This window comes from Hymenobacter sp. R533113, assembly GCF_056835965.1.
Genome location: NZ_JAKWBD010000016.1, coordinates 241,427 through 268,276, shown reverse-complemented (window position 1 = coordinate 268,276; position 26,850 = coordinate 241,427). Strand labels below are relative to the sequence as shown.

The following is a 26,850-nucleotide window of genomic DNA, read 5'->3' as shown; positions in this document are numbered from 1 at the left end:
GGTCAGGCAGTAAGTCTTTTTTGAATTGATCTGGTTATCTTAGTCACTGATGTTACGCAGCAACTGCATCCATTAGTCGGTAAGGCTGTTTCTGAGCGTAGCAAAAGCCGCTTTTTGAAGCGCAGCAGCAAGTCGTGCGTAACATGAGTTAGTCACTGATGTTACGCGGCATATTAGTCGATTGCTTGGAAAGGATGTTTCCTGAAGCAGCAATAGCTTCTTTCTGAGGCAGAGGTGCAGTTGCCGCGTAACATCAGTTAGTCACTGAGGCCACCGCCAGAACGACACGCCCGCGTAACCCTCAGTTAGTCATAGCTGCTGAAGCTGCGTATGGTAAGCTCAGCCGTTGCTGCTTAACCATTGTAGTATTCAGCCTGATAAAAAAAGCCCCCCAGCGACTGTAGCTCAAGAGTAAAGCAAGCATTTTCTATTTATCCGCTAGATGAAAAATTCTGAAGAGAATCCTGAACAAGGCGACAGCACGAACCGGGGCTTGTCGCGGCGTGGCTTCCTGAAAGGCGCTGGTATCACGGCAGCCGGAGGTGTGCTGATGACCAGCGGCATTGCCGGCCTGGCCGAGGCAGAAGCTGCACCCGCTCCCGATACGGTAGGACCCGGCCGCACGGCAACTACGCTCAAGATCAACGGCGACAAGAAGAAAGTCGCTATTGAGCCCCGCCAGACGCTGGCCGAAGTGCTGCGCAACGAGCTGAACCTGACGGGCACCAAAGTCGTCTGCGACCGTGGTGCTTGTTCGGCCTGCACCGTGTGGCTGGATAATACTCCCGTCAATTCCTGCATGACCCTGGCCATTGAAGTAGGCAAGCGAGAAATAACGACTATTGAGGGCCTGGCCAAAAACGGCAAGCTGCACCCGGTACAGGAAGCATTTGCGGCCCACGATGCGACCATGTGCGGATTTTGCACGCCGGGCATGGTGATGAGCTGCGCCAACTTGTTGCAACGCAACTCCAAGCCCACGCTCGACGACGTGAAAACGGCCACGAGCGGCAACCTGTGCCGCTGTGGCACTTACCCCAAAGTATTTGAGGCCACGCTGGCTGCCGCTGGTATTGCCTACTCTCAAACCCAGGCTCAGGCCGCCAAAGGATAAGCTATGGCCAGCTACCGCAAACGCAAAAAGTCGGCGAAGAAGGAGGGTAAGTTCGCGGCCCTGGCCGCCGCGCTGGCTGCGCCGGCCATCGGGTCGGCCGCACCGGCCGCCACGCAGGCGCTGACTATGCCAGTGGGCATTCCGGGTGTCAGCCTGAAGACTATTACTCGCGAGGTGCCCGCCGATGAGCCGCCGGTATTAGCCGTGAATGACAAGCTGAACGTGCTAGGCAAGCGTACGCGGCGGCTGGATGCGCAGTTGAAAGTGACTGGGCAGGCCAAGTATACCTACGACATCAACCTGCCGGGTATGCTGTATGGTCGTATGTATCGTGCACCCCACCCGCATGCCACTATAAAGGGCGTGGATACCAGCGCCGCCGAACGTTACCCTGGCGTGAAAGCAGTTTATCTTATTGAGACGGTGGTCGGCTCGGCCATTGAGCGCGACCCAAACCACAAAAATCCGAAAGTAGAGTCTACGGGGGGCAAATTTCCGAAGGTGCGCTACGTCGGGCAGCCCATTGCGGCCGTAGCTGCTACTACCCAACAAGCTGCCGATGAGGCCGCCCGGCTTATTAAAGTAGAGTATGAGTTGCTGCCTTTCGTTACTGACCTAGATGAGGCTCGCAAACCCGACGCACCGCTGGTGTACGGGGGCAAACAAGTGAGCATGGAAGAAAGCGGAGGAGGAGGTGGCGCTGCCGGCGGCCTGCCGCAGAAGGGCAACGTGCGCGGCCCAAGCACCAAGAGTATGTTTGGCGGCGCGCGCGGCAACGTAGAAAAAGGCTTCAAAGAGGCTGAAATCATTGTAGAGGGCGAGTTCAGAACCCAAGTGCAAACCCATGCTCCGCTGGAAACCCACGGCATGGTAGCCGATTACCGCCCCGATGGCCTGACCGTTTACCTCTCCACTCAGGACACCGCCGGGGCGCGCAGTGAAATGGCCGAGCTATTTAAACTACCCAAAACTCAGGTACGCGTAATTACTGAATTTATGGGCGGCGGTTTTGGGGCTAAATATGGCGCTGGCAACTATGGCGTAGCTGCTACGCACTTGTCCAAAAAAACCGGGCTGCCCGTGCGCATTATGCTGGATCGGCGGGAAGAGCACATAGCAGTCGGCAACCGACCCAACTCGGTGCAAAATCTGCGTATTGGAGCCAAAAAAGACGGTACGCTCACTGCCATGCAGCTTACCAGCTATGGTACCGCTGGTGTGGGGCTGGGTGCCGGCGTGGGCTGGATTGCCGAAACCATGTATCTGACCAACCCCAACTTTAAGGGGGAGCAGTACGACGTGCTTACCAATGCTGGTCCGGGGGCGGCCTTCCGCGCGCCTGGTGCGCCGCAAGGAGCATTTGCGCTAGAGCAACTCATCGATGAGCTGGCCGAGAAAGTGGGTATGGATGCGTTAGCTCTGCGCGACAAAATTGATAAGAGCGAAATGCGCCGCGAGCAGCGGCGCGTAGGCGCCGAGCGTTTCGGCTGGGGCAAGCGCCAGGCGCCCGGTGCTTCGCCCGGCGTGGTGAAGCGCGGCATGGGAGCAGCGCAGTCGGAGTGGGGGCGTTTTATTGATATGGATTCGTCTTGTGAAGTGCGCCTGCACCAGGATGGCTCCGTGGAAATCATGTCGAGTGTGCAGGACCTGGGCACGGGTATTCGTACCGTGCTGGCTCAGGTGGTCGCCGAAGAATTGGGCCTGCAACCCACCGACGTTACCGTGCGCATCGGCGACACCAATTATCCGCCTGGTCCTGGCTCGGGTGGGAGCAAAACCACAGGTTCCATTACGCCGCCGGCCCGTACGGCCGCCTATAAAGTAGGCCAAAAGCTGTTGGCCGCCGCCGCACCTACGTTGGGTGTAGCTCCGAGCGAGCTGGCCTTTGTGGGGGGCAAAATTGTGGTTAAAGGCAACGCTGGTAAAAGCCTGAGCTTCCGTGAAGCAGCCCAAAAGCTACCTACGCAGCAGGTGTCAGCCACTGAAAAGCGTAAGGATGACTACGGCGGCTTCTTCCGGCCTGGTGTTTCTTTCGGGCAATCGGGCGGGATTCAGTTTGTGGAAGTAAGCGTAGATACGGAGACTGGCTACGTGAAAGTGGAGCGTGTCGTCGGCGCGCATGACTGTGGCCGGCCCCTCAACCCATTGGCTCTCGAAAGCCAGATCAACGGGGGAATTTTGCAGGGCATCAGCTGGGCGCTGTACGAGAACCGCCATCTCGACCGCAACTACGGCCACATGATGAATGCCAACCTCGACCAATACAAGATTTTGGGCTCCCGCGAAGTGCCACAGATCGACATCATTATGGTAGAGGAGTACACGGCCACCAGCTCGACTGATGCGCTGGGTATTGCCGAATCGGCGAACGTAGCTACCGCAGCGGCCGTGGCCAACGCTGTGTATAATGCCATTGGGGTGCGTATCCGGGAGCTGCCCATTACGCCTCAGCGCATCTTGAACGCGCTGGCCGAACCAAAACAGAAACTGGGTAAAGTATAGCTGAACCGCTAGCCGGTACTACCGGCTGTCGCCTACTTAACTACGAGCACGATGAACGCTTTTCAATGGACCGACGCCACGAGCGTTAAGCAGGCTACCAGTCAGCAAACTACGCCCGTAGCCGATGCTATGCTGGTGAATGCCATGCCGGAGTCGGCCACTATCTTCAAAGCCGGCGGCGTCGATGTGCTGGACCTGATGAAGGAACATGTACTGGCGCCGGGCCGTATTGTGGGCATTGGCAACCTGCCAAAGCTGGATACTATTCGGGCGGCAGGCAAGGATGGTACTCACCTGGGCGCTTTGGTTACGCTGGCTCAACTAGAGGGGGCCAGCGAGCTGCAAAAAGGCTACCGGGCTCTTACTGAAGCAGCCAGCCACGCCGCTACGCCCCAGGTGCGCAACGCCGCTACGCTAGGGGGCAATATTATGCAACGCCCCCACTGTTGGTATTTCCGCAACGAAAACTTCAAGTGCTTGAAAAAAGGAGGCACCATTTGCTTCGCTAATCAGCCGGGCGCCGAGAGTAAGTATCACGCCATTGTAGGCAATCAGACTTGTTCAGCGGTACACGGCTCCAGCATCAGCACTGCTTTGGTAGCCTTTGGGGCCCAGGTAGAGCTTACTGGTCCGCAGGGTAGTCGGCACGTACCGCTGGAGCAGTTCTTCGTGACTCCGGAAAAAGACGTGAAGCGCGAAAATTCCATTCAGCCCAATGAATTGATTACGGACGTTCTGCTACCGGCACCAGCTGCTGGCACTAGTTCCTGGTACATCAAATTTGGGGAGCGCGAAAGTTACGACTGGGCCCTGGCCGACGTGGCTGTAGTGCTAGAGCAGCAAAATGGCTTGTGCACAAAAGCCAGTATTGTGCTAGGGGCGGCCGCTCCCGTACCGCTGCGTGCAACCGCTGCGGAAGCAGCTTTAGTCGGTAAGCCCATCACGGAAGAAACAGCCCGCACCGCCGGCCAGGCGGCAACTACAGGAGCCACGCCGCTAGAGCAAAACGCATACAAGGTTCCGATTTTCGCTGCCATCGTAAAGCGAGCCATTTTGAAGGCTGCTGAAGCATAAGCACCGATTTTAAGCTTCATCCCCTGGCATTCTTTCTTCCCAGTTATACAGAGCTACCCTTGCGAGTCCACTGGCTCTCCTAATTGCATGCCCACTTACATCCCCATTCACCTCGAAGCCCACGCTGGGATCTGTCGTTTTTTGCGCAGCAAAACCGGCTTAGGAACCAGTGAAGGGGGTGAGCAGCCTTGGCTTTTAGTCGATGAAATGACCTCTACTTGCTGGTGTTTGCGTACAATGGAATCCTTCGGGCCCGATGATGATGTAGCAGAGGCCACAGAGTGCTGCCTGGGGCGCAGTTGCTACGAGGCCCCAGACGAGGAATAGAAAGAAGAATCGTTAATTATGGGCGAGATACGCCAGTTACTTGCCACTTATGATGCCCACCGCGCGGCGGGCAACTCCTGCGCGCTGGCTACAGTTGTACACGTTACCGGCTCGGCGTATCGGCGGCCGGGCGCTCGGATGCTAGTGACGGAAGATGGACAGCTAACAGGCGCCATTAGTGGGGGCTGCCTGGAAGGTGATGCCCGTCGTCGGGCCCGCCAATCTATTGCCCGCCACCAGCCGGCCCTCGTCACCTACGACTCTATGGATGAGGAGGAAGATGTAGAGCACGGCGCGAGTCTGGGGTGCCAGGGCTTAATTCAGATTTTACTTGAGCCGCTGAATTTTTTAGACCCTGCCAATCCAGTGGAATTATTACGCATCTGTACCAGTCAGGAGCAACGGGGAGTTTTGGTGACAGCTTTTAGCCTAACCACTGGTACCAACGTGCGAGTAGGCGAGCGACTACTTTTGCTACGCGACGGCACCAGCCACGGCAGCCTGGCTATGGAAAGTGCTGTGGTCGTCCAACTGCAGGAGCATGCGCAACAAACCCTGCAAAGCGGCCAGTCCGCCACCGCCGACTATAATACTGAGGCCGGTACGCTGCGGGTGTTTCTGGAAGTAATACAGCCGCCCGTGCGTGTTACGGTATTTGGGGCCGGCAACGATGTGCAGCCGCTGGTGCGCCTGGCCGCTGGCCTGGGCTGGCGGGTGCGCGTAGTAGATGGCCGGCCAGGGCAAGCAACCACCACCCGATTTCCGGAGGCGGAAGAAGCGCGCGTGCTAGGCTTCGACCAGCTCGCCGATTTGCCCCCCAGCCAGCAGTTTGCCCTGCTCATGACCCACAATTATCATTATGATCTGGCGGCGTTGCGCTACTTGCTGCCCACGGTCACGCCGTATATCGGTTTGTTGGGGCCGCGCAAAAAGGCCGATCGGCTACTGGCGGAGCTGGAGGCGCAGGGTTGGCAGCCAAATCAGCAACTCGTGCCGCGCTTATATAGCCCCGTCGGCTTAAATATTGGAGCCGAAACGGCGGAAGAAATCGCGCTGTCTATTGTGGCTGAGATGCAGGCGGTGCTCAGGGGACGTGCGGGGGGCTTTTTGCACCAGATTGATGGCCCCATCCATGAGCAGATACCTGTGCTGAGCTCTGCCCTCGCTCAAAGGGTAAATACAACGGTTTCGGCCTCATGCTCGCTGAGTTAAACACTCTCGCTACGGCAACGCCCGTTGCCCTCATCCTGTTAGCCGCTGGCTCGTCGGCCCGTATGGGGCAAGCCAAGCAATTATTACACTTCCAGGGCCAAACTTTAGTGCGCCGCGCCGCCGAAACGGCCGTAGCTGCGGGCTGCCAGCCGCTGGTGCTGGTTACGGGCGCTTTGCACGAGCCATTAATTGCGGAAGTCAAGGATTTGCCTTTTCTCATTACCCACAATCCTGATTGGGCTGCGGGCATGGGCTCCTCTATTCGGGCGGGGCTGGCGGCTCTGGAAAAAGCACCCCAGTCTTCCTCAGGCGTGCTCATCATGCTCTGCGACCAGCCATTCGTTACGCCTGCGTTATTGCTGACACTAATCGAGCAGCAGCAAACGAGTCAGGCGCAGGTGGTGGCCGCTGCCTACGGCGGCACGCTGGGTGTGCCGGCTGTTTTCAGTGCCGATACGCTGCCTGCGCTACGCCAATTGGGTGACGCGGAAGGTGCGCGTCATCTTATTGCCAGCTACGGCAGTTCCGTAGGCAGCGTGCCGTTTCCGGGGGGCATTTTTGATGTGGATACGCCTGCGCAGTACGCATCTTTGCTGGAAAATGACATAGGTAAGGAAGACGCTAAGGATTCAGATTCGCAAGCTTAACAACAGCTTCACCGGGACTGCGCGAAAACCCGTTATCTTGCTCACTACCACTTTCATTTCTTGTTTGTATGCAGCAAGCTGCCGTGGCTACTTCGGCCCAAGTCGAGAAGAACAACCCGCGCATTACCAATGGTTGGGCCATGTACGACTGGGCCAACTCGGTGTACCCGCTGGTGATTACCAGCACCATTTTTCCGATTTATTACGGCTCGGTGGCCGTCAATGAACAGGGCCAGGATATGGTTAACTTCCTGGGCTTCAGCCTGCCGGGTTCCTCGCTGTACACCTACGCCATTTCCGCGTCGTTCCTCATCATTGCCGCGCTGAGCCCCATTCTCACCGCTATTGCCGACTTCTCAGGCCGCAAGAAGCTGTTTCTGCGGTTCTTCTGCTTTCTGGGAGCGGCCTCGTGCGCGGGCTTGTTCTTCTTTACCCAGGAAACCTTCGTGCTGTCGGTAGGACTGCTGATGCTGGCCACGATTGGCTGGGCGGGCAGCATTGTGTTTTACAACTCGTATCTGCCCCTTATTGCCACCGAGGACCAGTACGATAGGCTCTCGGCTAAGGGGTTCTCTTTGGGCTATGTCGGTAGCGTTATTCTGCTGGTATTGAGCTTGATAATTGTGCTGAAGCCCGATCTTGTCGGTATAGACCCCGCCAATAAAGCGTTGCCGCCGCGCATCTCGTTCCTGTTTACGGGGTTATGGTGGGCCATTTTTGGCCAGTTTGCCCTCTCGCGCCTGCCCGCTGACACTGGCCGCCCCGACCACCTGCCCGCCGCTCAGGGCAACTTCCTGCTCAATGGCTTCCACGAATTGAGCAATGTATGGCAGCAGATTAAGCAATTGCCCATGCTCAAGCGCTTCTTGCTGGCCTATTTTACTTATAACATGGGCGTGCAAACGGTGATGTACGTGGCCACGGTTTTCGGCGATAAAGTCCTTAAGCTGGAGTCGCAGGCGCTGATTATCACCATTCTGCTTTTGCAGGTAGTGGCTATTCTGGGGGCTTATTTGTTTGCTCGCCTGTCGGAAGCCATTGGCAACACGCGGGCCCTGAGCTGGTCGGTGGCCATTTGGGCGCTGATTTGCGTGGCGGGCTACTTCGTGCAGGCCGGGTGGAGCTTCTACGCGCTGGCCTCCGTCATTGGCCTGACCATGGGCGGCATCCAGTCATTATCACGCTCCACGTACTCCAAAATTATCCCCGAAAACACGCCTGATACGGCTTCCTACTTCAGCTTTTTCGACGTCACTGAAAAGCTCAGTATTGTTATTGGAACGGCCGTTTTTGGCATTATTTCCCAGGTTACGGGGAGCATGCGCAACAGCATTCTGGCCCTCATCGTGTTCTTTATTCTGGGCTTGATTTTCCTGTTCAGGATGCGCGGACAGAACCTGCGCCCCGATGCTGCCGCTGAACCAAGCGAACTAAAACCAGCCGCGCTGTAGAAACGCAAGATATTGCGTCTCGTCGTTAGCTTCGCTGACTTCCGTTTGCTGAGGTTGCTCAGCTGACACAGCCCCAATCCTTAACTGCACTGACTTCCGGTTCAACGGCAGGCGCGAATACGCGTCTCCACCTGTTGTATTCAAACTTCTTTTTTCTGAAATCTACCCCATGCACACTTCTTCTCTCCAGCAAAATATCCTCGCCGAGCTTGATCATGAGTTGATGACTACCCGCAAAATATTGGAGCGGGTACCCTTCGAGAAGGCCGATTACCAGCCTCATCCGAAGAGCATGAAGCTGGTACAGCTGGCATCACACGTGGTGAACCTGCTGGCGTTCAAAACTCTTTTCGTGCAGCACGATTCGCGCGACTTCCTCGACAAAAACGCCCCGAAGCCGGGCCCCACACCAACATCCAAAGAGGAGCTGCTGGCCCGCTTCGATGAGTACTCGGCTACGTTGCGCAAAGCCCTGAGCGAGTCCGACGACGAGAAGCTCACGCACCCATTTAAGCTGCACGCCGGCGACCAGGTGTTTATGGAGCGCCCCAAAGGAGCCGCCCTGCGCATTATGGGTCTGAACCACAGCATTCACCACCGTGGCCAGCTTAGCGTGTACCTGCGCCTGCTCGATATTCCGGTGCCGGCCATGTACGGCCCCAGCGCCGATGAGCAAGGCTGGGGATAGAATCAGAAGTGAGATATGAGAAGCGAGAAGTGAGACTTGGTTCTAGATATACTTAGCTGAACCAAGTCTCACTTCTCGCTTCTCATATCTCACTTCTTCACTGAAAATACTTGCTCGCCGGCTATCCAGGTTTGCTGCACCTGAGCACCACGCAGCTCTGGTGCGGGGGCCGTGAGCAGGTCTTTATTCAGCAACACAAAATCGGCGGCCATACCGGGCTGAATACTGCCTTTTTGCTTGTCCTCGAAGGCAGCGTGGGCCGCCCAGGTGGTCATGCCACGCAGGGCGTCGGGGCGGGAAAGGGCGTTTTCGGGTTGGAAGCCGCCTTCTGGGTAGTTCTTCGCATCCTGACGAGCAACGGCAGAATGGAAGCCAAAAAGCGGGTTGATATCTTCCACGGGAAAGTCGCTGCCCAGGGCCACTTGCCCGTATTGCTTGCGCAATTCTTCAAAAGCATAGGCCGTTTTTACGCGCTCCGACCCGAGCCGCTCGCCAGCCCAATACATGTCGGAGGTGGCGTGGGTGGGCTGCACGGAAGGCACGATGCCAAACTGCCCGAACTTACCCATATCGGCCGGCGTGATTACCTGCGCGTGCTCAATGCGCCACCGCCGGTCTTTCTGGCCCTTCAGCGCCTCGCCGTAGATGTTGAGAATAATGCGGTTGGCCGAGTCGCCGATGGCGTGGGTGTTCATTTGAAACTTGCTGGCCGCAATTTCTTTAGCCAATGCGCGGTATTCCTTTTCGGTAGAAAGCAGAAAGCCCGTTTCCTTGGGCCGGTCCTGATAAGGCTCAACCAAACAGGCCCCGCGCGAACCCAAAGCTCCATCGGCGTACACTTTGAACGAGCGCACCGTGAGACGATCCGTTTCCATGGGGCCATTTTTGAAGTAGAATTCTTTGTTGGCGGCCGTGGGATTCAGCATCGTATACAAGCGCAGCTTCAGCTTCCCTTGCTTCTGCAGAGCAGCTAGCTGATCGATGTTGGCTTTGTCGAGGCCCGCATCGGCGAGGCTGGTGAGGCCCACTGCTACGCACAGCTGCTGCGCTTGTAGCAGCGCGGCGTTGGCTTCGGCAGCGGAAGGCTCAGGTATTTTAGCCGACACCAGATCCACGGCGTTATCTACCAACAAACCAGTTAATTCCCCCACAGCATCGCGGCCAATAACGCCGCCGCTGATGGGTGTGCGGGTCGTAATGCCGGCCAAGTCTAACGCTTTCTGATTCACGATGGCGGCGTGGCCATCTACGCGGGTGATGAGCACGGGCACGTTGGGAAACAGCTTATCCAATGTGTCTTTGGTCGGAAACTGCTTCGTTGGCCAGTCGTTCTGGTCCCAGCCGCGGCCAGTAAGCCACGCGGCCTGCGGGTACTGCTGGCGTTGCCGTTGCAAGGTGCTCACCACATCGCCCCAGGAAGTAGTGCCTACCAGATCAGCGTCACGCAGGCCCAGCGCATAGCGGTAAAAGTGGCAGTGAGCATCGTAGAATCCAGGGTAGATAAATTGCCCCCCAGCGTCGACTTCCTGCTTGCCCTTATACTTCTGCCGTATCTCATTAGCCGCCCCGACAGCCAGAAACTTGCCATCCTGCACCGCAAAGGCCTGCGCCTTGGAAAACGCCGAATCGACGGTGTACACGGTGGCGTTGTACACTACCAGATCTGTGGCTTGCTGCTGGGGGGCATTTTGACAGCTGCTGAACGCAGCTAGCAGCGGCATCAAATAAAAAATCGGGCGTAAGAGTCGAATCATAAGGGCAAGTTAAGGCACACCGCAAAATGCGCAGTGAAAATTTGTTTTTCTTAAGCCCAGCTCTAAAGCAGAACGTCATGCTGAGCTTGTCGAAGCATCTCTACTGCAATGCTAACCAAACGGGGTAGCATTGCAGTAGAGATGCTTCGACAAGCTCAGCATGACGTTCTGTTTGTACTTCTACTTTCGAATCAGGAAGCCCTGATGGCTTTTACTCAAACCGCATATGCTTCACCGATTCGCCTGAGCTTTTCAGCTCCATCAGCGAATCAATGCCGATCTGCAGGTGCGTGTGCACGTAGCCGAGCGTCACTTTTGAGTCGCTTTCGGCCGTTTTTACACCCTCGGGCGTCATGGGGTTGTCGCTCACCAGCAGCAGGGCGCCGTGGGGAATCTCATTGATAAAGCCCACCACGAAAATGGTGGCCGTTTCCATGTCCACGGCCATGGCCCGAATCTGGCGCAGATATTCCTTAAAGGCCTCATCGTGCTCCCACACGCGGCGGTTGGTGGTGTACACGGTGCCAGTCCAGTAGTCCTTTTCGTGCTTCTTAATCATCGACGACACGGCCCGCTGCAAACGGAAGGAGGGAGGGCCGGGATTTCCGGAGGCAGATAGTCATCGGAAGTACCCTCGCCGCGAATAGCCGCGATGGGCAGAATCAGGTCGCCGAGCTTGGTTTTGCTCTTCAGGCCGCCGCATTTGCCCAGAAACAGCGCCGCTTTGGGCTTGATGGCCGACAGCAAATCCATGACCGTGGCAGCCATGGGCGACCCCATGCCGAAGTTGATAATCGTGATGCCGTTGGCTGTCGCCGACTGCATGGGCTTATCCAAACCGCGCACTTCCACGTCGAACTGCTCGGCGAACATGTTCACGTAATTGATAAAGTTGGTAAGCAGAATATACTGCCCAAACTCCTTGAGCGGCACGCCGGTATAGCGCGGCAGCCAGTTCTCCACTATCGCGGATTTGTCCTTCATAGGGTGGGGTTAAATAGTTGAGGGTTAAATTTTTGTTATCAGAACGTCATGCAGAGCAACGCGAAGCATCTCGCGGGCAGTCGTTGTAGTAGTAATTCAACTAGACACGCGAGATGCTTCGCGTTGCTCTGCATGACGTTCTGATGAGGGAGCGCCGTTTAAAAATAAAAAACCGTCGCACTTTCGAACGACGGTACAGCGGATGAAAAGCGGAAGCAGTGATTCCGGGCCGTACCTTTGGAGGTGATGCAAGCTCTCGACCTGCCGCCTTTCGAGTACAAACTTACAAAATCGGGCGCAAACTCCCTGATATGGGACGTATTGCGCCGCAAAAATGTGGTGCTCACGCCCGAGGAGTGGGTGCGTCAGCACGTCGTGCACTACCTCACGGGGCATTTGGGCTACCCGCGCGGCTTGCTCAGCCTGGAGCGCGGCCACGCCTACAACCAACGCCAGAAACGCACCGATATCTGCGCTTTCGGGCCCGGTGGTGCGCCGCTTTTATTGGTAGAGTGTAAGGCTGCCACGGTGCCCATCACGGCTGCCGTAGCACATCAGGTTACCACCTACAACCAAACGGTTGGGGCCCCTTTCCTGCTGCTAACCAACGGACTACAGCATTATTGCTGGTTGGTAAACTTTACTCAAAAAAGCAATCAGCGCCTGGCGGAAATACCGGCTTATGTGCAGGCGCTTGAACTGATAAGCTGAACGGTGTAGAGACGCAATACTTTGCTTCTCGTCGTTGCTGAGGTTGTTATGACTAAATTATGCGCTTCTGGTCGTTCATTGACCGCCACGACGAGACGCAAAGTATTGCGTCTCTACACCGTTTCGAGGGGTGATTATGGGCTCTGGAGCTGTTGCTCAGGCAATTTATACAACGAGTTGTCCAGCAATCCATTCGTCAGAAACTGCACGCTGGCCCGTAGCTCCTGGCCGTATTGTTGGGCTTCGACAGCGTTTTTGACCGGCGTGGGGGGCAAATTATGCCGTTGGTAAGGGTAGAGGCGTACCTGGTCATTGGCCGTTAACTCCGTGACGTAATCCCTGTGGACGAGGTAGTAGGAGCCACCCGTTAAAAACAGGGCGCGGCCGTTGGCCACTGTGTCGAATACGGAGTAGCCGAAGGGTAGCAGCTTGCCATTGGGGGGCAAACCCAGATAGTCCAGAACGGTAGCCGGCACATCGGCCTGCTGGGTGATGCGGCTTGTGTTGGCGGGGGGCAATTTTCGGCCCGGATGGAAAAGAAGAAGGGGCGTTTTGTAGCTGCCTAAGGTGTTTTGATACTCGGGTGTAAGCGTCTGTGACGTGTGATCTGCCAGTAGAATAAAGAGCGTGTTCTGGTACCAGGGCTGTTTGGCGGCCGTTTTGAAAAACTGACGGAGCGCGAAATCAGTGTAGCCGATGGAGGCATGAATGGGCAATTTGCCTGGCGTGAAGCGGTTTTTATACTTCGCCGGCACCGGAAACGGCTCGTGGGAAGTGAGCGTGAAAACGGTGGAGAAGAAAGGTTGCTTTTGCTGGTTGAGTTGCTGAGCGAAGTACTGCAAGTAAGGCTCGTCAAAGATGCCCCAATGCCCATCGTAATCAGGGCTTTCGGCTCCGCCGGGATATTCATTTAGCCCAAAATACTGCTGCACACCCACCATGCCGGCGAACGTATTAAAGCCCATTGTGCCGTTCTCAGCCCCATGAAACACCGACGTAGCGTATCCCTGCCGGCCCAGCAATTCACCCAGGCCATGCAATTCATTCGTTTGAAAATTAGACGTGATAAACGGACTTTCCATTAAAGCCGGCATACCAGCCAGCACGGCGGGCAGCGCCTCAATGGAACGTCGCCCATTGGCATAATGGTCGCGGAAAAAAAGCCCCCCAGCAGCCAACGAATCAAAGAAAGGCGTGTAGCCGCGGCCGCCGTTTTCGATGCCGGTGTACTCAGAGGAAAAGCTTTCCAGCAGCAGGATAACCACGTTGTCGCGCGGGGCGCTGGAGTCGGCGGCGGGCCTGCGAGGTGTTAACGCCTGCCGTAACTGCGCGTCAGACTGAAAATACGTGCGCCGCTCCACGGGCTGATAGCCCAGACTACGTAGAAAGGTAAAGGTGCTATTTAGGGCCAAATGTCCCAGCACCGGCGGCACCTGCACAAAGGCATGTCCCGTGCGTAAGGGCTTGAGCTGCAAGCCACCCCGAATGCCAGTCACGACCAGCGCCGCAACCAATACCACCTCCAGCATCGGCCGAATCAGGCGGCGTTGCAGTGGGCCTTTTGCCGGGCTGGGGGGCAAATCTGAAGCCGTCGGCATAGGGTAGAAATACCAGAGCAGCCCAAACACAACCACGAACGGCGGCACTAGAAACCAGTAGTGAAAAGCCAGCTGGCCCGCCTGCCGCTGAATGTCGCTGGTGATGGTGAACAGCTCGTCGGTGGTGCGCCGCCCAATGAATTTAAAGTATTGGCTGTCAATAATATTGAGCGCCATACCCGTCGCATTCAGGGTAAGATAAACGCCGCGCAAAAAGCGTTGCCAGCCTTTATCAAACCGTGGCACCAAAGACAGCAGCAGGAACGGGATGTTTAGGAGCAACAGCGCCGCTATATCGAACCGGAAGCCGTGCCAGAAAGCCCACGTTACCTCCGTGCCCGACGCTTCCCGAAACACTGCCTGATTGGCCCAGTAAAAGCCCGCGCGCAGCAGCACATACACGCCCAGCAAGAGAGCGAAACGGCGGAGCAGCAAACGCAAAAGAGAAGACGGCATTCGGTGAAACCTAATTCTGAAGCGGCTTTATGGTAAGCGCTTGGCCGTCGGGCAAGTGCTTGATTTGCTGGTATAAATCAGCTAAAAAAGCCAGGCGTTTAGGGGCAGAAACCGGCACTACGGTGGCTTTATCGGTGTCGGCGGCAATGCATACCGGCGGATACACATGTAGCAGCTGACCAGGCTCCAGCATGCCGCCCTGGTACTGCCAGCGCCGCAGCGGCTCCAGTCCCAGCGCATCGACCGGATATTTCTCAGCACCAATCAGAAAGTGCTTGAAATCAACCTCCAACGGGGCTATTTCCCCGGTTTCCGTATCAAGAAAAACGACTTCACCCTGGCGCAGCAAAAACTGATTGCCCACGCAATCCTGGGCAAACGGAATGTCATTCTTCAGGACCGTGTCGTAGGTTTTCTGCAGGGCTTGCTCGCCTTGCCACGCCTCCCGCAGCGAGTGCCAAACCGGCTCAGCGCTGCAGCCCCGAATGTGCAAGCCGCCGAAGTACGCTACCACCCCATTGTGCTTCCGCAGAAACGCCTGCAGTTCCTTGGGCAGCATGGCCAGCAGCTTGTGGTCGGTGATTGCCTCGCCGGTATAGATAATTCCTTTCATGTAGTAGCGCGAACTTTTAGTTCGCGTTTTGTTGGAGCCGCTGGCTGTAATATGAAGCGAAGCTGTGCTCGTTGCCTAATGCGTTGGGGGGCATTTTCTGCCAATTACAGCAATACGCGGAGGTCTTGCGTTGCATCGTGCGGTCAACAATGACTCAAGGCGAGGCGAAGCACCGCTTCGCGTTACATTAAAAAGCCCTCCTGACTTGGTCAGGAGGGCTTTTTAATTGTTTAAACAACAATATAGCTCTACTCCAGCCAATGAGGTTTATAGAGAAAGAACTTCGCGTGTTTTTTTCGTTGCCAATACAGTGTCAACGCTCACCAGCGGCAGGTTCCAGGCTTCGGCTACGCCTTGGTATACCACGTCGCCGTTCACCACGTTCAGGCCCAGGCGCAGGGCTGAGTCGCGGCGGCAGGCTTCCTGCCAGCCTAGGTTGGCCAGGCGCACGGCGTAGGGCAGCGTGGCGTTGGTCAAAGCCAGGGTAGAGGTATAAGGCACCGCGCCGGGCATGTTGGCCACGCAGTAGTGCACGATGTCGTCGATGATGAAGGTCGGATCTTCGTGAGTAGTAGGCTTGCAGGTTTCGATGCAGCCGCCCTGGTCCACGGCCACGTCCACGAGCACTGTGCCGGGGCGCATGGTCTTGAGCATGTCGCGGGTGATGAGGTGGGGGGCTTTTGCTCCCGGAATCAGTACTGCACCAACTACGAGGTCAACGGTTTTGATGGCTTCGCGAATGTTGTACTCGTTGGAATACTGCGTCACCACGTTCTTGGGCATGAAGTCATCAAGCTCACGCAGACGGTTCAGGTTGATATCCATGATGGTTACCTGGGCACCGAGGCCAGCAGCCACTTTCGCCGCCTGCGTACCCACGATGCCACCACCTAGTACCAGCACGTTGGCGGGCTTCACGCCGGGCACGCCGCCCAGCAGAATGCCGCGGCCTTTGAGCGGCTTCTCTAAGTACTTTGCGCCTTCCTGCGGAGCCATACGGCCGGCCACTTCGCTCATCGGAATGAGCAGGGGCAGGGCACGGTTGGGCAGCTCCACGGTCTCGTAAGCCAGGCACACCGCTTTGCGCTCAACCATGGCGTGAGTTAGCTCCTCGCCGCTGGCAAAGTGGAAGTAAGTGAACAGCAGCTGACCTTCTTTGATCAGGCTGTACTCTTCCTTAATCGGCTCCTTCACTTTCACGATCATCTCAGCCTGAGCATATACTTCCTCGATGGTAGCGAGGATCAATGCTCCGGCTTCTTTGTATTCGGCGTCCTGAAAACCACTGCCCAAGCCGGCGGTAGCCTGCACATAGATGGTGTGGTTGTGCTTGCGCAGCTCGGCTACGCCGGCGGGCGTCAGGCCCACGCGGTTTTCGTTGTTCTTGATTTCTTTCGGTACGCCGATGATCATGGCAGAGAAGTGAAGATGGGTGGAAGACGAGGGGGTGAAAACGGCCGCAAAGATAGGCAATGTGAGGGGTAGCGCGAACTTTCAGTTCGCGTATCGTTGAACAAAGATGGCTGGGGGGCATTTTTGTTCAACGATACGCGAACTGCCAAATGCTAAAGTTCGCGCTACTTAAACGGCACAGCCATTGTGCTCTCTTTTACCATGCTGGCCGCGTTCAAATCGCGCACCACATTGGCCTTGATAGTAAGCTTGGTAGTGCCCTCTACAGTGTTAGAGTTCAGCGTGGCGACATCCGTCATCTGCCCAATTTGGCGCTGGGCGTACTGCACTTCAATCACCGCGCTTTGGCCGGGCTTAATCGGTTGGGGGGCTTTTTTATAGCCTACACAGTTGCAGGGCGAAGTAATCATCCCAAGTACCAGGTCCTGCTTGCCCGTATTTTTCACCGTGAAGCGAGCAGAAGGCTGCTGCCCGGCTTCCATCTTACCGAAGTCGTGGGTGGTGCGGTCGAGCACGAGGCGCGGCGCTAACGCTTTTTGAGCAGGGGTCAGACTGGCCCTCATTTCTTCCGCGCCTACTACTGTGCCTTTGATTGTCAAGGTGGTATTGGGCGTGCTGGAATTGCTGGTGACAGTCACCGTTTTGTTGAACACGCCGGGGCGACCAGCACTGCTGTACACGGCTTTCACCACTCCTGATTTGCCGGGCAGCACAGGCGTCTTGGTCCAGTCGGGCGTGGTGCAGCCGCAGGAGGCCTGCACGCCGGCAATCACGATGGGCTGATTACCCGTGTTTTTAAACCTGAATTCGTGGGTGGCCATCGTGCCCTCGGGCACATTGCCGAAATCGTGCATCTCTTTCTCAAAGTCATTATGCCTTGGGCTTGGGCTGAAAAGCAAAGCAGCAGCAAAGCCAGGCTGAACAGGGGAGAGGCAAGGTTTTTCATAAAACGATAACGATTAGAATGTATCCCGAAGCGGTACTTCGGTCATTTGGAGTCCGAAGCACCGCTTCGGGATACACCAAAGATAGACAAAAAGCTACCGGCCTCGTAGGGGGGCTTAGGGGGCATTTAGTCGGTATCGCGCCCAAATATGTACTTTTGTGCGCCGTCCGTCGAAACCCCCAGTTCTATTGATCGGCGCTACCAGCTTTATTTCTACTCTTCTCTATGTCCACTGCCGAATCTGCACTAGCCGCCACCCTGGCCACCCTCAGCAAAGAAGACCTGCTCCACGATTATCGCCTGGGCTGGGAAAGCCGCCACGCCTCCTTGGCCGGGCGGAAGGAAGTATTCATGGGCAAGGCCAAATTTGGCATTTTTGGCGACGGCAAAGAGCTGCCTCAGCTGGCTATGGCCCGCGTGTTTCAGCCCGGCGACTTTCGCTCGGGCTACTACCGTGACCAGACCTTTATGATGGCCGCCGGCGAACTGACGTTGCAGCAGTATTTCGCTCAACTCTACGCCCACCCCGATGTAGAAGCGGAGCCCGCCACGGGTGGTCGGGCCATGAATGGCCACTTCGCCACCCGCCTGCTCGACGAAGACGGTAACTTTAAGAATCTGGCGGAGCTGAAAAACTCCTCGGCCGACGTGTCGCCGACGGCTTCGCAGATGCCGCGCTTGGTGGGCCTTGCTTATGCCTCCAAGCTGTACCGCCAAAATCCAGAGCTGCATGACCTGACCCAATTCAGCGTGAATGGTAATGAGGTGGCTTTCGGTACCATTGGCAACGCCAGCACTTCGGAGGGAATGTTTTTTGAGGCGCTGAATGCCGCCGGTGTCCTACAAATTCCGATGCTCATGTCGGTGTGGGATGACCATTATGGTATCTCCGTTCCCGCTGAATATCAGACCTGTAAACAAAGTATCAGCGCTATTCTGAGCGGCCTCCAGCGCGACGCGCCTGGTGAGCAAGGATTTGAGATTTTTGTGGTACGCGGCTGGGATTATCCTACCCTGCTCGACACGTATCAGCGGGCCGCCGACGTGTGCCGCCGCGAGCACGTGCCTGTACTCATTCACGTGACGGAAGTAACGCAGCCGCAAGGGCATAGCACATCCGGCTCGCACGAGCGCTACAAAACCAAAGACCGCCTGACCTGGGAGGAGGAGCACGACTGCCTGCTCAAAATGCGTGAGTGGCTGCTCTCCGAAGAATACGCTACCAGCGAGGAGCTTGACCAGCTGGAAAACGAAGCGAAGAACACCGTGCGCGAAGCGCGTACTGCCGCCTGGGGGGCTTTTTTCAACCCGATCAAGCAGGAACGCGACGAGGTAGTGGTATTGTTGGAAAAGCTGGTAAACGAAACCGGCCGCCAAAATACTCTGCACGAAATGGTGGAGCATTTGCAGCACGACCCCACACCCATCCGCGCCGACCTGGTGCGCACCGTTCGCAAGGCCCTGCGCTTCACCCGCGACCAGCCGCGCTCCGCCAGCCGCCGCGAGCTAACCAATTGGCTGGATCAGGCGCTGGCCGAAAACGCCGACCGCTACAATTCTTATCTCTATAGCCAAAGCGAGCAAGCAGCTCTGAACATTGCTGTTGAGCCAGTCAAATTTGCCGAAAATGCCCCCCAAGTTGATGCCCGCGAGGTGTTACAGGCTTGCTTCGATGCTAACTTCCGCCGTGACCCCACCATTTTTGCCATCGGCGAGGATGTCGGCCGCATTGGTGATGTGAACCAGGCTTTTGCCGGCTTGCAAGATAAGTTTGGGGAGTTGCGCGTGACCGATACCGGCATTCGCGAGTGCACCATTGTAGGGCAGGGCATCGGCGCGGCCATGCGCGGCCTGCGACCCATTACCGAGATTCAATACCTCGATTATTTGCTCTATGCCATCCAGATTTTGTCGGATGATGTGGCGTGCTTGCAATACCGCACCAAGGGCGGCCAAAAGGCGCCGCTTATCGTGCGCACCCGCGGGCACCGACTGGAGGGTATCTGGCACAGCGGCTCGCCCATTGGTATGATTCTGAACAGCATTCGGGGTATGCATGTGTGCGTGCCTCGCAACATGACCCAGGCTGCCGGCTTCTATAATACTTTGTTGCGCAGCGATGAGCCAGCCTTGGTTATTGAACCGCTGAACGGTTACCGTCTGAAGGAGCGCATTCCGCAGAACGTAGGCGAGTTTACGTTGCCGCTTGGAGTGCCCGAAGTATTGCAGGCCGGCACCGACGTGACCATCGTAACCTATGGCTCTATGTGCCGAATCGTGCTGGATGCGGCCAAGCAATTGAGCGAAGTGGGTATCTCGGTGGAGGTGATAGACGTGCAAACGCTGCTGCCTTTCGACTTGCAGCATGTTATTGCCGACAGCATCCGCAAAACCAGCCGCGTGCTTTTCGCTGATGAAGATGTGCCCGGCGGCGCCACGGCTTATATAATGCAGCACGTGCTCGACGATCAGCAGGCCTACCGCTTGCTCGATTCGCAGCCGCGGTGCCTCGCGGCCCAGCCCCACCGCCCGCCCTACGGCTCCGATGGCGACTACTTCAGCAAGCCCAACGCCGAAGACGTATTCGATACCGTGTACGAGATAATGCAAGATTCTGACCCTAAGCGTTTCCCGTCAATTTATTGAACAATTGGGCTACCATGAAAAACCCCGACTGGTACATGTCCGGTCGGGGTTTCTTATCTCTTTGCAACGATCAAAATCTGCTTAACGCGGAATGGTAATGGGATCAGTAGTGATGGTGTTGCTTTGATTCAGGGCGCGGTCTAAGATAGATACATTAAACCGCACCGTTTGACCGGGGGCGAAGGGCGAACCCACGTAGAAATCGTAGGTGAAGTTTAAATCGCCGCGCAGTGGCGCTTCGCGGGCGTCCGTAGTCAGTGGCGGATAGGTACTGTTATAGTTGAAGCTGGGATCGGGAAGCTCCAATTCTACAAACTCGTTTTGAGCGTTGCGGATGAAAGGCGTGAGATAATAATTGTTGTAGAATGGGTTGGGCACTCCATTTTTAATCCGAGCCCAGGGAGATTCAGCAGTTTTGTCTGCCTCATTAAGACCCAAGTCGCCGTCGCCATCCCGAAAGCTGACGGTAATAATTACTCTATCGAAAGTGCCGCTCGCATCAGAGATACGCTGTGTGGTAATGCGCTCGAAATCAATGGTAGGCGTTTCGGGATAATCCGGCGGCTCCAGGCACGAGGATACTGTCAGGCCCGTGAGCAGGAGTAGGGCGCCCATCCGAAGAGTACGAAGTAGGTTCATATAGAAGAAAAAAGACAGGTCGAACGCGGCCTTTTCAGCCAGAACGGAAGATACAACTTCTCAACGAAGACGTGCTGCGTTTGTTATACCTAGCTTTTAACCCCACTGTTTTGCAATGAGTTTCCGTGATGAGCACCTGCGTGCTTTGCCTACCATATCGGCTGCCAGTTTTGAGGAAAAAGCTCTGCGCCTATTCCAGCATCAGGCCCAAAATTGCCCCCCATACCGCGACTACCTCGCCGCACTGGGACGCAACCCAAGCGCAGTTAAAACGCTGACCGATATTCCTTTTCTGCCCATCGAGTTCTTCAAAACGCACGAAGTACGCACCGCCCCCGCCGATTGGGCGCCGCAAGAAACCTTCCTGAGCAGTGGCACCACCCAGCAGCAGCGGAGCCGCCACCTCCTGCGCGACCCTGCACTGTACAGGCAGAATGCCGCCCGCATTTTTGAGCAAACCTATGGTCCGCTGACCAGCTGGATTTTCTTAGCGTTGTTGCCGTCGTACCTGGAGCAAGGTCAGTCGTCGCTGGTGGCTATGGTTGAATACTTTGCTAAAGCGTCGGGTCAAACTCAGCCCGCGTTTTTCCTGCACGACCATGCGGCTTTGTTGCAGGCTTTGGCCACCGCCAAGCGCGACGCCAGCCGCCAAGTATTGCTTTTGGGTGTGTCGTATGCTTTACTCGATCTGGTAGCTGCCTACACGGGTGCGCCGGAGCTATTGGGACTCACGGTATTGGAAACCGGCGGTATGAAAGGTCGGCGCCGCGAGATGATTCGAGAGGAGCTGCACGCCGAGCTACAAACCGCCTTTGGGTCCGAAGGTATTCACTCCGAGTATGGCATGACGGAGCTACTGTCGCAAGCTTACAGCACGGGCAACGGACGCTTTTTTTGCCCCCCAGGCCTCCGTATTCTGCTACGCGAACCATCTGATCCTTTCTCCGCCGACTCCAAGCGTCCCGCAGGTGCTATCAACGTTATTGATCTGGCAAATATTGACTCCTGCGCCTTTATCGAAACCAAAGACTTAGCGCGTCAATATTCTGATGGCTCGTTTGAGGTGTTGGGGCGGCTGGATAATTCGGATGTGCGCGGCTGCAATCAGATGGTGTAGGCAACGATTGGCCTCAACCCCTAGCCCCTTCTCCCGAAGAGAAGGGGGATTAGTTTATGGCTCATATTTTCTAGAGAACTAGAGTTAGTCCCCCTTCTCTTCGGGAGAAGGGGCTAGGGGTTGAGGCAGCTACTTGCCGGAGTACATTTTAGCATCAGCTTCCGTAATCACGTCGTCGCTCATAATTACGAGGCGCTCTACTACGTTGCGCAGCTCGCGGATATTGCCGCGCCAGTCGAGGCTTTTTAAGTAGGCAAGGGCTTCAGGAGCGACGATTTTGGGCTTGTTGCCATAGTCGCGGGCAATGTCGTCGAGGAACTTCTGCACCAGGTCACCAATGTCTTCGCGGCGGTCATTGAGGGGCGGCACCTGAATAAGAATAACCGAGAGGCGGTGATACAAGTCTTCGCGGAAGTTGCGCTCCGCAATTTCCTGTTGGAGGTTTTTGTTGGTAGCGGCCAATACGCGCACGTCCACCGTTATTTCCTTTTCGCCGCCTACGCGGGTGATTTTGTTTTCCTGCAAAGCCCGCAACACTTTGGCTTGAGCTGAAAGGCTCATATCACCAATTTCGTCCAGAAAGAGCGTACCGCCGTGGGCTTGCTCAAACTTGCCAATGCGCTGCTTCACAGCCGATGTAAACGAGCCTTTTTCGTGACCAAATAGCTCACTTTCAATCAGCTCCGAGGGAATAGCGGCGCAGTTCACCTCGATCATTGGTCCGTTGGCGCGGTTGCTTTGCTCGTGCAGCTGCCGGGCTACCATTTCCTTACCAGCACCATTGGGGCCGGTGATGAGCACGCGGGCATCGGTAGGGGCCACTTTCGCAATGGCCTTGCGCACCTGCTCCAGAGCCGGCGAGTTGCCGACCATCTCGGAGCTTTTGGCGATTTTCTTTTTGAGCGTCTTAGTTTCGGTTACCAGCTTCGTGCGGTCGAGGGCGTTGCGCACGGTCACCAGGAGGCGGTTCAGGTCTGGTGGCTTTTGTAAGAAATCGTAGGCTCCTTTTTTGGTGGCATCTACGGCGGTGTCGATGCTGCCGTGGGCCGAAATCATAATAAAAGCGGCATCGGGAGCCAACTCCTGGGCGCGGCTGAGTACTTCCAGCCCATCCATTTTGGGCATTTTGATGTCGCAGAGCACGACGTCGTACTTGTTCTTGATGAGCATATCCAGGCCAGACGGGCCATCCTCCGCCTGATCGACGGCGTAGCTTTCGTACTCCAGAATTTCCTTTAGCGTATTACGAATCGACTTCTCATCGTCGATAATGAGGATTTTGGGCATAAGCTGAGAACAGAATAGATTAATACTAAGGGAGTAGCGAAGGTAACGAAAAGCATTACCCGTTTAGTGAGTAAAGTTATTGAAGGATTCAATGAGGAAAGAACACAATACACATGAAAAATTGTAATTATTTAATTTTCAGGAGCCTGCCGGCAGAATTTGCCTCCCAGCTGGCTTAAAAACAAAATCGGTCGTCGCAACCGAAGCTACGACGACCGATGATGCCATGGTGATGAGTCTGTAAGCCGGGTTTTGTCCGCCAGGCCCGCAGGCTCGGCGTCTCCACCATTTATCTAGGCCAGTCGTTGCCGAAAGGCTCCATCAACCTACCCACGGACGCCGGACGAGCCGCCCGGTGCCGCCGGTTGCCCGGCCGCGTGCCCGCTTATTTGGTCTTTCAACCCCTGAGGTTTACCCAGCCGACCCGGTCGCCCGGCCGCTGGTGCGCTCTTACCGCACCTTTTCACCCTTACCCGGCGGTGAGTGGTGAAATGGTGAACTTGTGAGTTTATCGTTCCGCTTGCGCGATCTGAACATCAAACTCACCATTTCACCACTCACCATTTCACCGTCTGGCGGTAATTCTCTGTGGCACTGGCTGTCTGAGCCTTACGGCCCATCCTTCCCGTTAGGAAGCAGGGTGCTCTGCGTTGCCCGGACTTTCCTCGCCGCCCGAAGGCGCCGCGGTGGAGCGACTCATCACGAAGGCAAAGGTAACTGTTTCCAAGGATGTAGCCTGAACGGCTGGGTTGACAAAAAAGAAGTAGAGGCAGCTACCGCCGCTCCTGCCAGCGCCGTTCATTGCTCCGTCTGGATGCTGGGAGAAGCCAGTTATTATTAGCTGTTAAAAATGGACAATGGCTGTATCCTATATACCGTCCGTTTTACCTTATATAGTACATAGATTTCTTTATATGTCACAAACATTGCATTTTTTCCTAATTCAGCTTTAAAGTATGATTGGAGCTCGATTTCAGGACCCAATTTGGGGTAAGCTAGGTCCAATTTGCCCCCAAGTATGTAAGGTTAAGTTGCATACGGTTTTTGAATTGCTACATTACCCAAACAAACACCCCACCGAGCGCTGCCGAACCCTCCGTTTTAGGACTTCAATAGTAACCGGCGAACTACTGTTTTTTTCACCCATCATATTTTTCCAAAAGCATGCAGATAAACCAATTACATCCGCGTCTTTCTTTTTGGGTAATGAGCGCTTCGCTCGTAGCTGCTTCGGCCGTTTTTACCGCTTGTTCCGACAATGCAATTGATGCCGCCGATCCGTCGGTAGCCCAGATCAGTGCCGACGCCAAAGCCGCCGACGACCTGATTGACGGTCAGTATATTGTGGTACTGAAAGATGGCTCGGTAGATACCGGCAGCGAAGGTTCGTACGACGCGAAAGTGAAAAAAGTAAAAGACGCCGGACAGAAGCTGCTGAAGGCGCGCGGTATGAAAGCGGAGAAAGTAGGCCAGGCTTATGGTCATGCTCTGAAAGGTTTCGTAGCTGAGTTGACCGCCGAGGAAGCCGCTGAACTGCGGAAAGATGGCGGCGTGGCTTACGTGGAGCAGGACCGGATTATCTCGCTCGGCAAGCCTAGTGGTGGCGGCTCGACTACCCAGCCCGCCCAAACCACGCCCTACGGTATCGCCCGCGTCGGTACTACCAGTGGCGTTGGCATTGGTCGTACGGCCTGGGTTATCGACACGGGCATCGACCTGGACCACCCCGATTTGACAGTAGATGTGGCCCGCAGCAAGTCCTTCCTGAGCAGCACCAGCGGTAGAGGCTACGCCTCGGCTGATGATGGCAACGGCCACGGCACCCACGTAGCCGGCACCATTGCCGCCAAGGATAACTCCATCGGCGTGGTAGGCGTAGCGGCGGGTGCAACTGTCGTGGCCGTGCGTGTACTGGACTCACGCGGTAGCGGCTCCAACTCGGGCGTAATTGCCGGCGTTGACTACGTAGGTGCAACCGGTAAAGCCGGCGATGTAGCTAACATGAGCCTGGGCGGCGGTGTGTCTACTGCCCTTGATAATGCGGTGTTGAACGCCTCACAGGGTGGAGTACTCTTCGCCTTGGCGGCTGGCAACGAAACCGACAACGCTAACAATCACTCACCTGCGCGGGTGAATGGAGCCAATATCTTCACGGTCTCGGCCATGGACATCTCCGACTCGTGGGCTTCGTTCTCCAACTTCGGCAACCCGCCAGTGGATTACTGTATGCCCGGCGTCGGTATTAAGTCTACTTGGCTGAGTGGGGGCTACAACACCATCAGCGGCACCTCGATGGCCACGCCGCACATGGCTGGCGTACTTCTCGTGAAGGGTAAGACCTTTACAACCAGCGGCGCCGTGAAAAGCGACCCCGATAACAATCCGGATCCAATTGCTCACTTGTAGAAGTAAGTGCTTATATTAAAAAAAGGCTGCCTGTACAGGCAGCCTTTTTTTGTGAAGCTCAGAACGGATGTTTGATACTTAATTGATTGAATCGCTTAAGCAGAGAATTACTTCAGGCGCACCAGCGTGGCGCCATAGCCAAACTTCTCTTTCTGTGCATCTTCAAAGAATTTGATGTCGCGGTTACGGCTCAGGCTCTTGTGAATTTCTTTCCGTAAAGTGCCGTTGCCGGTACCGTGAATAAACACGATTTCGTGCATATTGGTGGCCAGGGCGCGGCTCAGCGCATCCTCAAAGGCATCGAGCTGCAGGCGCAGGATGGCGGTATTGGTGAGCGGCGGGTCGAGGGCTACGGCGTCGGGGTTGAGCTGTTCGAGATGCAGATCAACTTCGTGCGGGGGCGGCAGAATGGTTTTGGCCGGCTCCGGGATAGGAGCCACGGCCGCGGGCTTCGCGGGCGCATTGCCGGTAAGCTGTGCCTGTAGCGTTTCAGCTAGTTTCGCGGGGGCTACGGGCGCGGCCGGCTTTTCATCGAGCTGAAAGAGGTAGGCTTCTTTCTGCAAAACAGGCGCCGGCTGGCGACTGGTATAGAAGCTGTTGGCTCGAAAAGAGAGACGCTTGGTGAGCAGCTCAAACGCCGTGTCGCCGTTCAGGCGGTGGGGCAAAAGCTGCACCACGGCGGCGGGCCACTGCTCAAAATCCTTCAGATGCAGATGAGCCAAAGGCTTGCTTACGGCTTTGGGCCCAAGCTTATCCGAGAGCAGGCCCCGATAGTGCTCGTCGCGCTCCTCCCCATACGTGAATAGCAAATCGGTATCGGTGTTGTTGATGAGCTGCACGGCCAGCAGCTCCGGCGACTGGTGACTGAGCGCCAGATACAGTCCTTTCTGCGCCTTGGGCAGCTCCGATTTCGGACCTTTATCTGCCTTTTTGCCCCCCAAAGTATTGCTGGCAGGCGCGTCAGGTTTCTGGGGGGCAAAACTGGGCCGGGGGGCGCTGGCGGCGGCTTGGCGCTCGGCAGCCACAGAAGCGGCGCTTTGTCCAAAAGCTTTCTGCTCCTCGGCGGCCACTACCACTACTTCGCGGCGCAGCACCGGAATCGTAAAGTCATTATCGATGGCGACTTCTACCAAGTCGTTGGCGAGCAGGCGGGTAATGATGCCTTCCTCGCGGCCCGTAAGCAGGCGTACTCGGTCTCCTACGTTCATATTTGGGGTGTTTTGGTGTTGAGATGGAATAAAAGGCTGGCCCGCGCAAGGTAGGCA

19 protein-coding genes, 1 other RNA gene and 1 pseudogene are annotated in these 26,850 nt (G+C 56.1%); 11 read left to right on the top strand and 10 right to left on the bottom strand.

Features of this window, described 5'->3' with window-relative positions:
- The first annotated feature begins 442 nt into the window (after positions 1-442).
- The 7 genes from MKZ35_RS23005 (at position 443) to MKZ35_RS22975 (ending at position 9,015) form a co-directional block, all read left to right on the top strand.
- Positions 443-1,114: a (2Fe-2S)-binding protein gene (locus MKZ35_RS23005; RefSeq protein ID WP_482515546.1), complete on the top strand. Its 672-nt coding sequence runs from the start codon at positions 443-445 to the stop codon at positions 1,112-1,114.
- 3 nt (positions 1,115-1,117) lie between these two features.
- On the top strand, positions 1,118-3,616 hold the full coding sequence (locus tag MKZ35_RS23000; protein WP_482515545.1) for a xanthine dehydrogenase family protein molybdopterin-binding subunit: 2,499 nt from the start codon (positions 1,118-1,120) through the stop codon (positions 3,614-3,616).
- A gap of 51 nt (positions 3,617-3,667) precedes the next feature.
- Positions 3,668-4,690, top strand: coding sequence for an FAD binding domain-containing protein (locus tag MKZ35_RS22995; RefSeq protein ID WP_482515544.1), 1,023 nt, complete (start codon positions 3,668-3,670; stop codon positions 4,688-4,690).
- 345 nt (positions 4,691-5,035) lie between these two features.
- Positions 5,036-6,229, top strand: a complete 1,194-nt coding sequence (locus MKZ35_RS22990) for an XdhC family protein (RefSeq protein WP_482515543.1) — start codon at positions 5,036-5,038, stop codon at positions 6,227-6,229.
- On the top strand, positions 6,214-6,876 hold the full coding sequence (locus MKZ35_RS22985) for a nucleotidyltransferase family protein (RefSeq protein ID WP_482515542.1): 663 nt from the start codon (positions 6,214-6,216) through the stop codon (positions 6,874-6,876). Before MKZ35_RS22990 ends, MKZ35_RS22985 begins: the two co-directional genes overlap by 16 nt.
- A gap of 68 nt (positions 6,877-6,944) precedes the next feature.
- Positions 6,945-8,327, top strand: coding sequence for an MFS transporter (locus MKZ35_RS22980; RefSeq protein WP_482515541.1), 1,383 nt, complete (start codon positions 6,945-6,947; stop codon positions 8,325-8,327).
- Positions 8,328-8,496: 169 nt separating this feature from the next.
- A complete protein-coding gene (locus MKZ35_RS22975) occupies positions 8,497-9,015 on the top strand; it encodes a DinB family protein (RefSeq protein WP_482515540.1) in 519 nt (172 codons plus the stop codon).
- A gap of 89 nt (positions 9,016-9,104) precedes the next feature.
- Here MKZ35_RS22975 and MKZ35_RS22970 read toward each other — a convergent pair whose 3' ends face one another.
- Both MKZ35_RS22970 and MKZ35_RS22965 read right to left on the bottom strand, forming a co-directional pair.
- Positions 9,105-10,769: an amidohydrolase gene (locus MKZ35_RS22970; protein WP_482515539.1), complete on the bottom strand. Its 1,665-nt coding sequence runs from the start codon at positions 10,767-10,769 to the stop codon at positions 9,105-9,107.
- A 211-nt stretch (positions 10,770-10,980) separates the two neighbouring features.
- Positions 10,981-11,753: pseudogene (locus MKZ35_RS22965) on the bottom strand (AMP nucleosidase).
- A 246-nt stretch (positions 11,754-11,999) separates the two neighbouring features.
- Between MKZ35_RS22965 and MKZ35_RS22960 the strand changes: the two are divergent.
- Complete coding sequence (locus tag MKZ35_RS22960; protein WP_482515538.1) at positions 12,000-12,464, top strand: type I restriction enzyme HsdR N-terminal domain-containing protein; 465 nt, start codon at positions 12,000-12,002, stop codon at positions 12,462-12,464.
- Positions 12,465-12,598: 134 nt separating this feature from the next.
- Here the strand turns inward: MKZ35_RS22960 and MKZ35_RS22955 are convergent, their stop codons facing one another.
- From MKZ35_RS22955 to MKZ35_RS22940, 4 genes are all read right to left on the bottom strand, one after another.
- Positions 12,599-14,518 (bottom strand): LTA synthase family protein, encoded by a 1,920-nt coding sequence (locus MKZ35_RS22955; RefSeq protein ID WP_482515537.1) that lies wholly within the window; start codon positions 14,516-14,518, stop codon positions 12,599-12,601.
- Between the two features lie 10 nt (positions 14,519-14,528).
- Entirely contained in the window at positions 14,529-15,131 is a 603-nt protein-coding gene (locus tag MKZ35_RS22950; protein ID WP_482515536.1) for an SMI1/KNR4 family protein, read from the bottom strand.
- Between the two features lie 267 nt (positions 15,132-15,398).
- Positions 15,399-16,544 (bottom strand): alanine dehydrogenase, encoded by a 1,146-nt coding sequence (gene ald, locus MKZ35_RS22945; RefSeq protein ID WP_482515535.1) that lies wholly within the window; start codon positions 16,542-16,544, stop codon positions 15,399-15,401.
- Positions 16,545-16,708: 164 nt separating this feature from the next.
- Positions 16,709-17,398 (bottom strand): DUF1573 domain-containing protein, encoded by a 690-nt coding sequence (locus MKZ35_RS22940; RefSeq protein WP_482515534.1) that lies wholly within the window; start codon positions 17,396-17,398, stop codon positions 16,709-16,711.
- A gap of 317 nt (positions 17,399-17,715) precedes the next feature.
- Here MKZ35_RS22940 and MKZ35_RS22935 point away from each other — a divergent pair, with 317 nt between their 5' ends.
- The gene (locus MKZ35_RS22935) at positions 17,716-20,136 is read left to right on the top strand and encodes an alpha-ketoacid dehydrogenase subunit alpha/beta (RefSeq protein ID WP_482515533.1); all 2,421 of its coding nucleotides are present in this window, start codon (positions 17,716-17,718) and stop codon (positions 20,134-20,136) included.
- 81 nt (positions 20,137-20,217) lie between these two features.
- Here MKZ35_RS22935 and MKZ35_RS22930 read toward each other — a convergent pair whose 3' ends face one another.
- The gene (locus MKZ35_RS22930) at positions 20,218-20,775 is read right to left on the bottom strand and encodes a hypothetical protein (RefSeq protein WP_482515532.1); all 558 of its coding nucleotides are present in this window, start codon (positions 20,773-20,775) and stop codon (positions 20,218-20,220) included.
- A gap of 115 nt (positions 20,776-20,890) precedes the next feature.
- On the opposite strand from MKZ35_RS22930, the gene MKZ35_RS22925 reads away from it, so the two are divergent.
- Positions 20,891-21,892: an acyl transferase gene (locus MKZ35_RS22925; protein WP_482515531.1), complete on the top strand. Its 1,002-nt coding sequence runs from the start codon at positions 20,891-20,893 to the stop codon at positions 21,890-21,892.
- A gap of 129 nt (positions 21,893-22,021) precedes the next feature.
- Here MKZ35_RS22925 and MKZ35_RS22920 read toward each other — a convergent pair whose 3' ends face one another.
- On the bottom strand, positions 22,022-23,179 hold the full coding sequence (locus tag MKZ35_RS22920) for a sigma-54-dependent transcriptional regulator (RefSeq protein ID WP_482515530.1): 1,158 nt from the start codon (positions 23,177-23,179) through the stop codon (positions 22,022-22,024).
- A gap of 225 nt (positions 23,180-23,404) precedes the next feature.
- Positions 23,405-23,882: RNase P RNA component class A (gene rnpB / locus MKZ35_RS22915), an RNA gene on the bottom strand.
- Between the two features lie 503 nt (positions 23,883-24,385).
- Between rnpB and MKZ35_RS22910 the strand changes: the two genes are divergently transcribed.
- Positions 24,386-25,585: a S8 family serine peptidase gene (locus tag MKZ35_RS22910; protein ID WP_482515529.1), complete on the top strand. Its 1,200-nt coding sequence runs from the start codon at positions 24,386-24,388 to the stop codon at positions 25,583-25,585.
- 107 nt (positions 25,586-25,692) lie between these two features.
- Here the strand turns inward: MKZ35_RS22910 and MKZ35_RS22905 are convergent, their stop codons facing one another.
- Positions 25,693-26,793, bottom strand: coding sequence for a Smr/MutS family protein (locus MKZ35_RS22905; protein WP_482515528.1), 1,101 nt, complete (start codon positions 26,791-26,793; stop codon positions 25,693-25,695).
- Between the last annotated feature and the right edge of the window lie 57 nt (positions 26,794-26,850).